The following is a 14,500-nucleotide window of genomic DNA, read 5'->3' as shown; positions in this document are numbered from 1 at the left end:
CCGGCGGCGCGGGCCAGCACCACCATGTGGATGCTGTGGTTGGTGCTGCCGCCGGAGGCGAGCAGGGCCACCAGGCCGTTGACCAGGGCGCGCTCGTCGATCACCGCACTCAGGGGACGATAGGCCGGGGAGCCCGGGATCATGGCGCTGATGCGGCGGGCCGCTTCCTCGGTGAGGGCGTGGCGCAGCTCGCTGTGGGGATGCACGAAGGCGGAGCCCGGCAGCATCAGGCCCATGGCTTCGAACACCAGCTGGTTGGTGTTGGCGGTGCCGTAGAAGGTGCAGGTGCCCGCCGCGTGGTAGGCGCCGCACTCCATCTTGAGCAGGGCGTCGCGGCCCACTTCACCGGCAGCGTACTGCTGGCGCACCTTTACCTTCTCGTCGTTGCTGATGCCGCTCGCCATGGGGCCGGCAGGCACGAAGGCGGTGGGCAGGTGGGCGTGGGAAAGCGCCCCCATGATCTGGCCCGGGGCAATCTTGTCGCAGATACCGAGCAGCAGGGTGGCGTCGAAGGTGTTGTGGGAGAGGGAGACCGCGGTGGCCTGGGCGATGAGATCCCGGGAGAAGAGGGACATGTCCATCCCCGGCTGACCCTGGGTCACGCCGTCGCACATGGCGGGCACGCCGCCGGCGACCTGGGCGCTGTGGCCGAGCTCGGCCAGGGCGCCCTTGATGATGTCCGGGTAGCCCTGATAGGGCTGATGGGCACTCAGCATGTCGTTGTAGGCGGTGACGATGGCCACGTTGGCGCGGGTCATGTCGAGGATCCGCCCCTTCTCGTCACAGCTCGAGGCGGCCACGGCGTGGGCCAGGTTGCCGCAGGAGAGGGAGGCACGGGTCTTGCCCTGATCGGCCTGGCGCTGGATGCGGGCCAGGAAGCGGGCACGGCGGGCGGTGCTGCGCTCGCGGATGCGGTTGGTCACCTGGGTGATCACGGGATGGGTCATAGCTTTCTCTCCAACTCTATATACGGGCGCGGTCGGCTGCAGCCGGGCGCGCGACATGGCTCATTGCGCCTGCGTCAGCGCGGTGACGGCACGGTCGACCACCTGTTCGAAGGTCCCGTCGATATCGATGCGAAACACGCCGGGCTCGCCATCCGGTCGCTCCAGGGTATCAAACTGGCTTTGTACCATGGCTTCGCGCATGAAGTGGCCCTGCCGTGCCCGCATCCGTTCGAGAATGAGGGACTGGCTGCCATCCAGAAACAGGAAACTCACCGAGTCGTTGCCCTCGCGGATCTGGTCGCGGTACTGCTTCTTGAGGGCCGAGCAGACGATGACGCCGAGCTCGTTCTTGCGCTCCAGGCTGTAGGCCGCATCGCGGATCCGTTCCAGCCAGGGGGCCCTGTCTTCATCGTTGAGCGGGTTGCCCGCCGCCATCTTCTGGATGTTCGCGCGAGGGTGCAGATCATCGCCGTCGATGAACTTGGCCCCCAGAGCATTGGCCACCTTGAGGCCGATGCTGGACTTGCCGCTGCCACACACACCCATCACGATAATGCACTTGCCCGCCATTATTTGACCTCTCTCTCACTTTTCAAAAAACGTTCGCCTGATGGGTTCTAAGCTACCACGTTACCGGTAACATGTTACCGGTAACGTTTCGCAATGTGAAGTGCAGCACAGAAATGTGCAGAACAACAACTAGAACCATTTGAGGACAATTTTATGGACGGAGCAATGAACACACCCGATGTCGCCTATCTGCTCTCGGTAGCGGGCGGAGCCATTGTCATGTTGCTGGTGCTGATCATGCGATTCAAGGTACATGCCTTCGTGGCATTGACCCTGGTCAGCATGCTGACGGCCCTGGCCACCGGGGTCACCTATGACCAGGTGATCCCCACCATGCTGACCGGTTTCGGCGGCACCCTGGCCTCGGTCGCGCTGCTGGTCGGCCTCGGCGCCATGATAGGCAGGATCCTGGAGATGACGGGGGGCGCCAAGGTACTGGCCGATACCCTGATCAACCGCTTCGGCTCCCACCGCGCCCCCTTCGCGCTGGGTGTGGCCTCCCTGCTGTTCGGCTTCCCGATCTTCTTTGACGCCGGCCTCATCGTCATGCTGCCCATCATCTTCAGCGTGGCGAAGCAGTTCGGCGGCTCCGTCCTCAAGTATGCCCTGCCCTCCGCCGGTGCCTTTGCGGTGATGCACGCCTTCCTGCCGCCCCACCCGGGCCCGGTGGCCGCCAGCGAGCTGCTGGGTGCCAACATCGGTCTGCTCACCATCGTGGGCCTGCTGGTCGCGCTGCCCACCTGGTATCTGGGTGCTTACCTGTTCGGGCTCTGGTCCGGCAAGAAGTTTGAGCTGCCCCTGCCCCCGAGCTTCACTGCCAGTGCCGAGCAGCTCTCCGACAAGGCGCCGAGCTTCGGCCAGGTGATCTCCATCCTGCTGCTGCCGCTGGTGCTCATCTTCATGGATACCGGCCTCAATACCCTGAGCGTCATGGGCGTCATCGACAAGGGTGCGGACTGGGTCAACGTGCTGCGCATGGTCGGCAAGACTCCGGTCGCCCTGCTCATCACTGTGCTGTACGCCCTCTGGATGTTCCGCCAGAGCCAGGGCAAGGTGCAGCTCGAGAAGTTCTGCAACGACGCCCTGGCCCCGGTCTGCGCCGTCATCCTGGTCACCGGTGCCGGCGGCATGTTCGGCGGCGTATTGCGGGCGAGCGGCATCGGCACCGCGCTGGCCGACGTGCTCTCCGATACCGGCATGCCGGTGATCCTCGCGGCCTTCCTGGTGTCCGCCGCGCTGCGGGTGGCCCAGGGTTCCGCCACCGTGGCCCTGACCACCACCGCCGCCCTGATGGCGCCGACCGTGGCCGCCACCACCGGCCTGAGCGAGCTGGACCTGACCTTCATCGTCATCGCCATCGCCGGGGGCGCCACCGTGCTCTCCCACTTCAATGACTCCGGCTTCTGGCTGGTCAGCCGCTTCCTCAACATGGACGAGAAGACCACCCTCAAGACCTGGACCGTGATGGAGACCCTGCTCGGTACCATCGCCTTCCTCATCGTGGCCACGGCCAGCGCCATCCTCTGACGGAAACACATCGGGGCCGCATCCGTCGGCCCCGATGTGATATTGCACCGACTTTTTACGGATTCTTGCTTGGGCCCATCGCCACAGATTGCTAGAATTGCCTATTCTTCGCCCCGAGTGGAACGCTTCATCCCGTGATTTCAGGCTTCTCTATGCATTCATCGGCACATTATCGACAGTTGCTGACCCGCTTACCCCAGATCGCGGTTGCCGCGGATCAGTTCCAGATACTCAGCAGCGCCAAAGACTTCAAGAGCCGGATCCTGTCGCTCATCGCCCATGCGACCCAGCGCATCTATCTGATCGCGCTCTATCTGCAGGATGACGAGGCGGGACGGGAGATCCTCTCCGCCCTCTATGCCGCCAAGCAGCGCAATCCCTCTCTCGACATCAAGGTGTTCGTCGACTTCCACCGCGCCCAGCGCGGCCTGATCGGCAAGGGCAAGCAGGGGGGCAACCACCTGATGTACCAGGCCATGGCCGCCAGCCACCAACACCAGATCGAGATCTACGGCGTGCCGGTCAAGGGCCGCGAGCTGCTCGGGGTGCTGCACCTCAAGGGCTTCATCTTCGACGACACCCTGCTTTACTCCGGCGCCAGCCTCAACGACATCTACCTGCACCAGCAGGAGCGCTACCGCTTCGATCGCTATCACCAGATCCACAGCCCGGCACTGACCCGCAGCATGGTCAACTACGTGGATGACGTCTTCCTCGGCAGCGAGGCCGTCCAGCGGCTGGATCGCACCGGCATCCCCGGCGCCAAGCAGCTCAAGGGACCGATCCGCCGCTTCAAGCAGCGTCTGCGCCTCTGCCAGTACCGCTTCGAGAGCATCCAGCCCAACGATCGGGAGATCGCCGTGACCCCCATGGTGGGCCTGGGCAAGCGGGGCAACCAGCTCAACCGGATGATCCGCAACCTGGTGCGGGCCACCGAGCGGGAGATCTTCATCTGCACCCCCTACTTCAACCCCCCCAAGGAGTTGAACAAGGACGTGGAGGCGCTGCTCAAACGCGGCTGCAAGGTGACCATCGTCGTGGGCGACAAGACCGCCAACGACTTCTTCATCCCCCCGGAGGAGAAGTTCTCCACCATCGGCGGTCTGCCCTATCTCTACGAGACCAACCTGCGCAAGTTTGCCGAGCGCAACCAGCACCACATCGACAACGGCCGGCTCAACCTCATGCTCTGGTGCTGCGAGAAGAACTCCTATCACCTCAAGGGGATCTTCGTGGATGAGGAGTGGGCCCTGCTCACCGGCAACAACCTCAATCCCCGAGCCTGGGCGCTGGATCTGGAGAACGGCCTGCTGGTACACGACCAGCACCATCACCTGCGCGAGCAGTTCAGTGCGGAGCGGGAGAACATCCTGGCCCACACCCGCCGCATCCGTCACTTCGACCAGATAGAGCAGATCAAGGATTACCCGGATCAGGTGCGCAAGCTGCTGGCCCGGATCCACAGGGTCAAGGCTCACCTCCTGCTCAAGCGCATCATCTGACCGCCAGGGCGCCCCGTCAGTGAAAAGGCCTGCCGTTTCCGGCAGGCCTTTTTCATGGATGACCCTCCCCCCACTCCCTTGCCCACCAGCCCGGAACGGCACAACGCGGCTTGCATCGAGGCCGCAACAACCCCTATCATCTGGACATATTTACAGTGTTTTCGGGCATCTAATTGATGAAATTGGATAAAATCTCTCTCGATAGCCTCAAGGGTGTCGGCAGCAAGATGCTGGAGAAACTCGAGCGGCTGGGGCTGGCCACGGTGCAGGATCTGCTGTTCCACCTCCCCCTGCGCTACGAGGACCGCACCCAGGTGTGGCCCATCGGCGATCTGCCGCCCGGCCTGCACGGTGCCGTCGAGGGCGAGATCCAGGACACCCAGCTGGTGATGGGGCGCCGCCGCATGCTGGTGTGCCGTATCAGCGACGGCACCGGCAGCCTGACCCTGCGCTTCTTCAATTTCACCGCTGCCCAGAAAAACAGCCTGGCCCAGGGCCGCCTTATCCGCTGCTTCGGCGAGACCCGTCCCGGCAAGTACGGCCTGGAGATGGCCCACCCCGAGTACAAGCTGCTCGGCGAGGAGCAGGCCGGCCAGACCGAAGAGGCCCTCACCCCCGTCTACCCCACCACAGAGGGGCTGCGCCAGCTCACCCTGCGCAGCCTCACGGATCAGGCCCTGGCCCAGCTCGACCTCTACGGGGTCGAGGAGCTGCTGCCTGCCGGCCTCTATCCCCAGCAGATCGATCTGGCCGCGGCCCTGAAGCTGCTGCACCGCCCGCCTCCCTCGGTGGCGCTGGCCCTGCTCGAGAGCGGCCAGCACCCGGCACAGCAGCGGCTGGTACTGGAAGAGCTGCTGGCCCACAACCTCTCGGTCTTGAAGGTACGCGCCCAGGCTCAGAACCAGCTCGCCCGCGCCCTCAAACCCGCACCCAAGCTGGTCGAACAGCTGCTCGGCGCCCTGCCGTTCACCCCCACCGGCGCCCAGAGCCGGGTGGTGGCGGAGATAGCCAGGGATCTGCAACAGAGCCACCCCATGATGCGGCTGGTGCAGGGGGACGTGGGCTCAGGTAAAACGCTGGTCGCGGCGCTGGCCGCCCTGCAGGCCATCGGCAACGGCTGCCAGGTGGGGCTGATGGCCCCGACCGAGCTGCTGGCGGAACAGCACGCCATCAACTTCGCCAGGTGGCTGGAGCCACTCGGCATCAAGGTGGGCTGGCTGGCGGGCAAGCAGAAGGGCAAGGCGCGGGAAGAGGCGCTGGCCGCCATCGCGGACGGCAGCGTCAAGATGGTGGTGGGCACCCACGCCATCTTCCAGGAGCAGGTGGTATTCCAGCGCCTCGCCCTGGTCATCATCGACGAACAGCACAGGTTCGGGGTGCATCAGCGCCTCGCCCTGCGAGAAAAAGGAGAGCGGGAAGGGGTGCATCCCCATCAGCTCATCATGACCGCCACTCCCATCCCCCGCACCCTGGCGATGACCGCCTATGCCGACCTCGACACCTCCATCATCGACGAGCTGCCGCCGGGCCGCACTCCCATCACCACGGTCGCCCTGCCGGACAGTCGCCGCCAGGACGTGATCGAGCGGGTGAGGCTCGCCTGCGAGGAGGGCAAACAGGCCTACTGGGTCTGCACCCTGATCGAGGAGTCGGAGGTGCTGGAGTGCCAGGCCGCCGAAGACACTGCCGCCGAGCTGCAAACCCTGCTGCCCGGCCTGCACATCGGCCTGGTACACGGCCGGATGCGCCCCGTCGAGAAACAGCGGGTGATGGAGGAGTTCAAGGCGGGCATACTGCAACTGCTGGTCGCCACCACCGTCATCGAGGTGGGGGTGGATGTGCCCAATGCCAGCCTGATGATCATCGAAAACCCGGAGCGGCTGGGGCTGGCCCAGTTGCACCAGCTCCGCGGCCGGGTCGGGCGGGGGTCGGTGGCCTCTCACTGCGTGCTGCTCTATCATGCCCCCTTGTCCAAGACCGCCCAGAGCCGCCTCGGGGTACTGCGGGAAACCAATGACGGCTTTCTCATCGCCCAGCGGGATCTGGAACTGCGCGGCCCAGGCGAGCTGCTCGGTACCCGCCAGACCGGCCTGGCCGATCTCAAGATCGCCGATCTGGTGCGCGACCAGCCGCTCATCCCTCAGGTGCAGAAGATGGCGCGCTTCCTGATGGACAAACACCCGGCGCATGTCGAGCCCCTGATCCGCCGCTGGCTGGGCCTGCGAGACCACTACTCCAATGCTTGACCAAGGCAGATGCAGAAGAGGGTCACCTTGCCTGATGGATAAACACCCGGCTCATGTCGAGCCTCTGATCCGCCGCTGGCTGGGCCTGCGAGACCACTACTCCAATGCTTGACCAAGGCAGATGCAGAAGAGGGTCACCTTGCCTGATGGATAAACACCCGAGCCATGTCGAACCCTTGATACGATGCAGGCTCGGTCTACGGGATCACTACTCGAATGCCTGACCAAGCAACAGAAACAGGAGGAAAGCACTGATGAATTCCTGGCTGCGCGGCCTGCTCTACACCCTTGCCTTCCTGCTGCTCTTTGTCTGGGTCGGTCTCGGCCTGTTCGATGCCGAGCGTGCCAAAGGCCCCATCGCCAACTGGCTCAGCCAGCAGACCGGGGTGCCCGTCACCATAGGCCGGCTGGTGTTCAATCCGCTGCACCCCTACACCCTGCTGGCGGAACAGGTGCGCTATGGGGATGCGGTACAGCTGGAAAAACTCTATCTGGAGATCGAGCACATCGACTGGTTGAACCGGGATGTGCGCATCGCCCACCTGGACCTCATCCGTCCCGTCATCAAGCTGCCGCTCCCCAACCAGTTACCAAGCCTGCCGGTTCACTCCCTCACCATCAGCGACAGCACCATCGACAACCTGAACCTGCAGAGCGAGGCCCTGACCCTGCGCGGCCTCAGTGCGTCCCTGAGTGACTGGGAACTGATCGACCCAAGACGCCAGCCCCAGGCCAACCTCACCCTGGGCATCAACCAGCTGGAGACCCCCATGTTCACCCTGGCCCGTCTCAGCCTAAAGGGGCGGCTGGAGGGGCAGGTGCTCAGCACCGACAGACTGGCCACCAACCTGTTCGACGGCCTGCTCGAGACCGGCATGGTGCTGAACTGGCCAGAGCGCAGCCTGCAACTGCACGATCTCAAGGCCCGCGCCATGCGCCTCGAGCTTGGTGACATCCCCACTGGCGAGTTCCCCCTGCGCCGCATCACCCTGGACAGGGGTCAGCTTGCCCAGGTGAGCATCAATGCCATCGATCAGGAGCTCTCCCTCAACAACTTCAACGGCCAGCTCACCGCCTTCGACTGGCAGACGGGCAGCCAGCCCAGCGGCTATCTGGCGGGCACCCTGGGCGACATGGGCCGCGGCCTGTTCCAGCTTGAGGCCGTCGAGGGCAAGCTCGCCTTCTCCCCCCGGCAGCTGGATGCCGAGCTGCGGGGCAAGGCATACGAAGGGGAGTTCAACGTCGAGCTGGCCCTCGACACCCAGCAGCAGAAGCTCGTCCTGAAGGATCTGGCCCTGAGCGGCATGGACATCAGCTTGCCCCAGGGGTGGTGGCAGGATTGGCAGGGCTGGCGCCCGCAACAGATCGACATCCGCAAACTGGCCTTCGACAAGCTCAAGGTGCTCTCTTTCGACGACACCCTGCCCCTCTCCCTGACCGGCTGGCAACTCTACCTGAACGATCTCGCCCTGCGGGGCAACCAGCCAGGCCCCCTGCTGGGACGTGCCCGCATCGAGAGCAAGTGGTTCGAGCTGGTGTGGGACGGTCTCAGTGCCCGCAACGGCACCCTGGATGGCGAGCTGACCCCCAGCTCCTGGCAGCTCAACACCCTCGTCACCTCCCTGCCCGACGAGGGCTCCCTCAACCTGAGCGGCCAGTGGGGCAGGACGCCCGGGCAGGAGAGCCGCCTGCAGTTGCATGGCAAGCAGCTGGATCTGGAGCAGTGGGGCAAGTTGCTGCACTCCCCCGTCTCCTTCGCGGGCAAGGTGGATCTGGCGGCAGATCTGCAGGCCGACCTCAACGGGCAGCCCGGCGAGCAGACGGCCAACTGGCGCCGGACCCTTCAGGGCAGCCTGAGCCTGGAGAGCAAGGATCCCTTCTGGGACAAGGTCGGCATCGACCCCCTGCTGGATGACTGGTTCAGGGAGCAGACCCCCCCCGATCTGACACCGCAGACGCTGTGGCTGGCGATGCAACGCGGAGACACCCCCTTCTATCAGATCAGGCTGGATGCCAGGGCGGAGCAGGGCAAGGTGCGGATCGAGCAAGGTGGCGCCTCCACCATCACCCACCTGCTGGCGCTGCAAGGGGGTGTCGACCTGGCCGCAGACCAGTGGCAGCTCGACCTCGGGGTCCTGAACAAGGGGCGCTGCGCCGAGCTGCTCGCCCGCTGGCGCGGCCCCCTCAATGCGCCCGACCTGGGCTGGAGTTTCCCCACGGGACAGGACGCCTGTGGCTGGGAGGCGGGTGTGCGCTACCCCGCCCAGGGACGAAGCGGCCCGCTCTGGCGCCCACGGCCACCCGCCGCCCAATAACGAACAAGGCCTCGCGAAGAGGCCTTGTTGCTGTGAACATCAGGGATCAGCGTGCGCCGCGCTTGATGGGCAGCACCACGTACTGACCGACAAACTCCACCGCCAGCTTGCGGCCGCTGAACAGCTGCACCCGCAGGCTGAATTTGGCGGACTCTCCGCCCCTCAGCGGCTCGAGCACGGCGGGCATGCCCTCCCGGGCCACCCGCGCCTCCGGTTCTTCGCTCACCGGCCGGTAATACTTGATGTTGCCCTCGGCCAGCACGGTATCCCCTCCCAGCCCTGCCTCCTTGAGCTGCAACCAGATGAGACCCCAGCCCGCCAGCACGCACTGGCTGTAGATGCTGCCGGCGAACATGGTGTCGTGGACGTTGAGATTGGCCGCCAGGTTGGCCTTGAGGTGGAAGGTCTGGCCATCGTAGTGGGTGATGTGCACCCCCATCTTCTCGCTGATGGGAATACCCCGCGACCAGCGGGTGGTGAGATCCTGGCACCACTCCGGACGGTACTGGATGGTCTGCATGGGACTCAGGGACTTGATCATCTGGCGGTGAGGGATGCGGCCGAAGGAGACGGGGCCTTCCCCTACCTCAAGGAAGCCGCAGCGGCGATAGAACTCCACCGCCTCCTGGCGGGCGTTCATCACCAGCCGTTTCACCTTCTCGTCGCGGGCAAGCTGCTCGAGATCCTCCACCATGCGGGCGCCCAGCCCCTGGCCGCGAAATTCGGGTCGCAGCGCCATAAAGCGGATTTGGGCTTCATCGCCGCCCACAAAGAGGCGACCCACGGCGATGGGCGTTCCGTCGGGTGAGAGCATCAGCCGGTGAATGGCGACGGTATCGTACTCGTCACGCTCGGAGCCAAGGGGCAGATTGAAGGGTTTGCGCAGTAGTTCCCAGCGCAACTGATAGTAAGCATCCAGCTCCGCTGGTGTTTCTGGGGTGACTACCCGGTACATAAAGCGATCCTTGAGTGTGCGCCGACTGGCAGATGGAAGGACTGACGCAACCATTTCTCCCGGCGCAGCCTGTAGTAGGTATCCAGCTCGGCTGCCGTTTGGGGGGTGACCACCCGGTACATAACAACATCCTTGAGTTACACTGGTCGAAAGCCATCTTGCCGTGCAAATTCATGGACTTCAATCTGCAAGCGTACCAAGCCGATCACTTATTGCACCTCAGCGCCAAACCCGAACGCCGCGTTTCGGTGCTTGAAAATGCCCGTCATCGCTGGCTGGAAATGGACGGCGTGGTGCAATCCGCCATGAGCCTCCACCAACCGGCCCGCCTCTGTCTGCCTCATCAACGGAGCATCGCGGAGCAGTTGCCAAAGCAGGCAAGCAGGATCCTGGAGCTGGGGCTGGGCGGAGGGGATCTCACCCGTCACCTGGCGGCACGCTGGCCCGATGCCCACCACGACTGCGTGGATCTGGATGCCGAGATACTCACCCTGTTCCAGCAGTTCTTTCTCCCCTCATCAGGGGGCTCGCCTCGGCTGCATCACGCCGATGCGCTGCACTTCCTGCACCAGAGCCAGGAGAGCTACGATCTGGTGCTGCTGGATTTGTTCAGCCAGGACGGCAACCCCCTGCTGCTGTTCCAGGCCCCGCTCTATCAGGCGCTGGCCAGCCGCCTGAGCGGAACCCTCATCATCAATCTGCTGCCCCGCACCCGGCTCGAACAGGCACAGGCTCTGCGACTGGCAGAGGAGTGGATAGGCCCGACCCACGTCCACGACGTGCCCGGCTACCGCAACGTCATCCTGCACGCGACCCGTCAGCATGGCCAGGGCGGGCGAGCACCGGCAGGGTGAAGAACCTGCGAAGTGTGCAGGCATCGCGTCCTGCCCTGCCTGCCACCCTTATACCTGCAGCCAGAAGGTGACGGGGCCGTCGTTGAGCAACCTGACCTTCATGTCGGCGGCGAAGCGGCCGGTTTCGGTCGGCACGCCGCTCTCCCTGGCGCGGGCCACGAAGTACTCATAGAGTCGCTCGGCATCTGCGGGATGGGCGCCACCGGAGAAGCTGGGTCTCATCCCCTTGCCGGTATCCGCCGCCAGGGTGAACTGGGAGACCACCAGCAGGCTGCCGCTCACCTGGCTCACGTTGAGGTTCATCTTGCCGTTCTCGTCCGAGAAGATGCGATAACCGCTCACCTTGTGCAGCAGCTTGTCGGCCTTGGCCTCGTCATCCCCCTGCTCCACCCCGAGCAGCACCAGCAACCCCTGGCCGATGGCCCCGGTCACCTCTCCCTCTACCGTTACGCTGGCCTCGCTGACCCGCTGAATCAGTGCAATCACATCCCTCTCCTCTCAAAACAGCACGACCGCCCATCCTGCGGGATGAGCGGTCGTCGATGCTACCAATAAATGCCCTGCCCGGGCCAACGCCTTTGTGTCGGGATCCGGTGTGATGGCCGGCCGGCGTCAGGCCAGTTCCTCTGCACCGGGCTTCTCGTACTCCCCGAGGCAGGCGGTGGTCTCGGCCCCCAGCAACACCACCAGCCAGCTCAGATACACCCAGACGAACAGGATGGGAATGGTCGCCAGGGCGCCATAGATGGCCTGGTAGGAGGGGAAGTTGGTGATGTAGATGGCAAAGCCACGCTTGGCCAGCTCGAACAGGGTGGCCGCCACCAGGGCACCGATGAAGGCGTGGGTCAGCCGCACGCGGCAGTTGGGCACCACGGTATAGATCAGCAGGAAGGTGAGCACGGAGAAGAGGAACGGCAGGCTGCGCAGCAGCAGATAGCCGATACCGAACAGGCTGTCAGCCGCGAACAACCTGAGCGAGAGAATGTAGGAGGAGATGGCGATGCTGGCACCGATGAGCACGGGGCCCAGGGTCAGGATCATCCAATACATGGCGAATGCCTGGGCCAAGGGCCGGCTTCGGGTGGACCGCCAGATGTAGTTGAGATTCTTGTCGATGGCCGAGATGAGCATCAGGGCCACCACGATCAGGGCACCGATACCGACGGCCGTGGTGTTGGTGGCGTTGGCCACGAAACCGTCGATGTACTCCTTGAGCATCTCGCCGGCGGTGGGGACGAAGTTGTGATAGACGAACTGCTCCATCGCCTGCTTCAGGCTCTGGAACACCGGAAAGGCCGACATCATGCCGAACACCACGGCGATCATGGGCACCAGGGAGAGCAGGGTGACATAGGCCAGGTAACCGGCGGTCACCGTCAATCTGTCCTGCTGGAAACGGCCCCAGACAAACTGGGCGAAGTGGGCACCATCGTGGCGCAAGAAGGAGAGTGCATGGGCCAGACGGCCGCGGATCTGCTGCTGCATCTTGTTTCTCGTAAGCGTGATCATGCAGACATTGTGTCAGATAGGGTGGTCATTTGGCCACCCGCAGACCGGCCGGATGCGCCTCCATCGAGCTCAGGCCCCATGCGCCCTCATGTCGAGCCCATAAAAAAAGAGGCCATAAGGCCTCTCTTTGGTCTGTCGATGAACAGCTATCGATCAAGCACGACCGGCGCGCTTGCGATCCAGTTCGGTCAGCAGCTTTTTACGGATACGGATGGCCTTGGGGGTGATCTCCACCAGCTCATCGTTGTCGATGAACTCCAGAGCTTGCTCCAGGGTCATGCGGATCGGCGGAGTCAGCACCTGGGCTTCGTCGGTACCGGAGGCACGCATGTTGGTCAGCTGCTTGCCTTTCAGGCAGTTGACGGTCAGGTCGTTGGAGCGGGAGTGGATCCCGATCACCTGGCCTTCGTACACTTCGGTCGCGTGACCGATGAACAGACGACCACGGTCTTGCAGACCGAACAGGGCGAAGGTCAGAGCCTTGCCGGTGGCGTTGGAGATCAGCACGCCGTTCTGACGCTCACCGATGCTGCCACCCTTGTGCGGACCGTAGTGGTCGAAGGTGTGGTACAGCAGACCGGTACCAGAGGTCATGGTCAGGAACTCGGTCTGGAAGCCGATCAGACCACGGCTCGGGATGATGAAGTCCAGACGGACGCGACCCTTGCCATCCGGGGTCATGTTGGTCATCTCGCCTTTACGCAGGCCGAGCTGCTCCATCACGGAACCCTGATGCGCTTCTTCCACGTCCACAGTGACGGTTTCGAACGGTTCTTGCAGTTCGCCATTCACGGTACGCAGGATTACTTCCGGGCGGGATACCGCCAGTTCGTAACCTTCGCGACGCATGTTTTCGATCAGGATGGAGAGGTGCAGTTCACCACGGCCGGAGACGCGGAACTTGTCCGGATCTTCGGTCTCTTCCACGCGCAGGGCCACGTTGTGGACCAGTTCCTGGTTCAGACGCTCCAGAATGTTGCGGGAGGTGACGAACTTGCCTTCTTTACCGGCGAACGGCGAGGTGTTGACCTGGAAGGTCATGTTCACGGTCGGCTCGTCAACGGAGAGCGGCGGCAGGGCTTCGACGGCACTGTTGTCACAGATGGTGTCGGAGATCTTCAGCTCGCCCAGACCGGTGATGGCGATGATGTCGCCCGCTTGCGCGTCGGTCACTTCGGTACGGGACAGGCCCAGGTAGCCCAGCACCTGACCGACCTTGCCGGTACGCGGTTTGCCGTTGGCACCGACGATGGTGACCTGCTGGTTGGTCTTGACGCGACCACGGGTGATGCGGCCGATACCGATGACGCCCACGTAGGAGTTGTAGTCCAGCTGGGAGATTTGCATCTGGAAGGCACCGTCAACGTCGCCCTTCGGGGCTTCCACGTTGTCGACGATGGCCTGGAACAGGGGTTCCATGTTCTCGGACGGGACGTCCTGATCCAGGGTGGCCCAACCGTTCAGTGCAGAGGCGTAAACAACCTTGAAGTCCAGTTGCTCATCGGTGGCACCCAGGTTGTCGAACAGATCGAAGACCTGATCCATTACCCAGTCAGGACGAGCACCCGGACGGTCGATCTTGTTGATGACCACGATGGGCTTCAGACCCTGGGCGAACGCCTTCTGGGTCACGAAACGGGTCTGCGGCATCGGGCCGTCAACGGCGTCGACCAGCAGCAGCACGGAGTCAACCATGGAGAGCACGCGCTCAACTTCACCACCGAAGTCGGCGTGACCCGGGGTATCCACGATGTTGATGCGGTAGTCGTTCCAACGGATCGCAGTGTTCTTGGCGAGAATGGTGATGCCACGTTCCCGTTCCAGATCATTGGAGTCCATGATCCGTTCCTGACCTTCGCTGGTGCGATCCAGAGTGCCGGATTGCTGCAGCAGCTTATCAACCAGAGTCGTTTTGCCGTGGTCAACGTGCGCAATAATCGCAATATTGCGTAAATTCTCTAACATTCTCGCCTCAAATCACCGGGTAAAATTGGGCGCTAATTGTACTCTCGCCTTTGTGATCTGCCTAGCAGAATTGCAACACATTCACGCACAACAAAGGATCAGGATCATGG

General features: G+C 63.6%; 11 protein-coding genes. 5 read left to right on the top strand and 6 right to left on the bottom strand.

Going from position 1 to position 14,500, the window contains the following annotated elements:
* Nucleotides 1-947: dihydroxy-acid dehydratase domain-containing protein (locus AACR77_RS21335; RefSeq protein WP_231563240.1), on the bottom strand; the 947-nt coding region annotated here is incomplete at its 3' end.
* 60 nt (nucleotides 948-1,007) lie between these two features.
* Nucleotides 1,008-1,517 (bottom strand): gluconokinase, encoded by a 510-nt coding sequence (locus AACR77_RS21330; RefSeq protein ID WP_039039504.1) that lies wholly within the window; start codon nucleotides 1,515-1,517, stop codon nucleotides 1,008-1,010.
* 165 nt (nucleotides 1,518-1,682) lie between these two features.
* On the opposite strand from AACR77_RS21330, the gene AACR77_RS21325 reads away from it, so the two are divergent.
* The 4 genes from AACR77_RS21325 (at nucleotide 1,683) to AACR77_RS21310 (ending at nucleotide 9,107) form a co-directional block, all read left to right on the top strand.
* Complete coding sequence (locus tag AACR77_RS21325) at nucleotides 1,683-3,044, top strand: GntP family permease (protein ID WP_223918078.1); 1,362 nt, start codon at nucleotides 1,683-1,685, stop codon at nucleotides 3,042-3,044.
* 152 nt (nucleotides 3,045-3,196) lie between these two features.
* Nucleotides 3,197-4,546, top strand: a complete 1,350-nt coding sequence (gene pssA, locus AACR77_RS21320; protein ID WP_042864592.1) for a CDP-diacylglycerol--serine O-phosphatidyltransferase — start codon at nucleotides 3,197-3,199, stop codon at nucleotides 4,544-4,546.
* 176 nt (nucleotides 4,547-4,722) lie between these two features.
* Nucleotides 4,723-6,792, top strand: coding sequence for an ATP-dependent DNA helicase RecG (recG, locus tag AACR77_RS21315; RefSeq protein WP_042015251.1), 2,070 nt, complete (start codon nucleotides 4,723-4,725; stop codon nucleotides 6,790-6,792).
* Between the two features lie 254 nt (nucleotides 6,793-7,046).
* Nucleotides 7,047-9,107, top strand: a complete 2,061-nt coding sequence (locus tag AACR77_RS21310; protein WP_042882267.1) for an AsmA-like C-terminal region-containing protein — start codon at nucleotides 7,047-7,049, stop codon at nucleotides 9,105-9,107.
* Between the two features lie 46 nt (nucleotides 9,108-9,153).
* Here the strand turns inward: AACR77_RS21310 and AACR77_RS21305 are convergent, their stop codons facing one another.
* Nucleotides 9,154-10,062: a bifunctional GNAT family N-acetyltransferase/hotdog fold thioesterase gene (locus AACR77_RS21305; RefSeq protein ID WP_010672532.1), complete on the bottom strand. Its 909-nt coding sequence runs from the start codon at nucleotides 10,060-10,062 to the stop codon at nucleotides 9,154-9,156.
* Nucleotides 10,063-10,235: 173 nt separating this feature from the next.
* Between AACR77_RS21305 and AACR77_RS21300 the strand changes: the two genes are divergently transcribed.
* Complete coding sequence (locus AACR77_RS21300) at nucleotides 10,236-10,916, top strand: methyltransferase domain-containing protein (protein ID WP_010672530.1); 681 nt, start codon at nucleotides 10,236-10,238, stop codon at nucleotides 10,914-10,916.
* A gap of 48 nt (nucleotides 10,917-10,964) precedes the next feature.
* On the opposite strand, the gene dtd is transcribed toward AACR77_RS21300, so the two are convergent.
* The 3 genes from dtd to typA all read right to left on the bottom strand — a co-directional run bounded on the left by dtd (nucleotide 10,965) and on the right by typA (nucleotide 14,390).
* Complete coding sequence (gene dtd, locus AACR77_RS21295) at nucleotides 10,965-11,402, bottom strand: D-aminoacyl-tRNA deacylase (RefSeq protein WP_010672529.1); 438 nt, start codon at nucleotides 11,400-11,402, stop codon at nucleotides 10,965-10,967.
* Nucleotides 11,403-11,528: 126 nt separating this feature from the next.
* On the bottom strand, nucleotides 11,529-12,401 hold the full coding sequence (locus AACR77_RS21290; RefSeq protein ID WP_039039511.1) for a virulence factor BrkB family protein: 873 nt from the start codon (nucleotides 12,399-12,401) through the stop codon (nucleotides 11,529-11,531).
* Nucleotides 12,402-12,578: 177 nt separating this feature from the next.
* A complete protein-coding gene (gene typA, locus AACR77_RS21285) occupies nucleotides 12,579-14,390 on the bottom strand; it encodes a translational GTPase TypA (protein WP_042882265.1) in 1,812 nt (603 codons plus the stop codon).
* Between the last annotated feature and the right edge of the window lie 110 nt (nucleotides 14,391-14,500).

Source organism: Aeromonas sp. ZOR0002, from assembly GCF_963866995.1.
GTDB lineage: Bacteria > Pseudomonadota > Gammaproteobacteria > Enterobacterales > Aeromonadaceae > Aeromonas > Aeromonas caviae.
The sequence above is the reverse complement of the archived record's forward strand: the minus strand, read 5'-3'. Positions and strand labels throughout refer to the sequence as shown.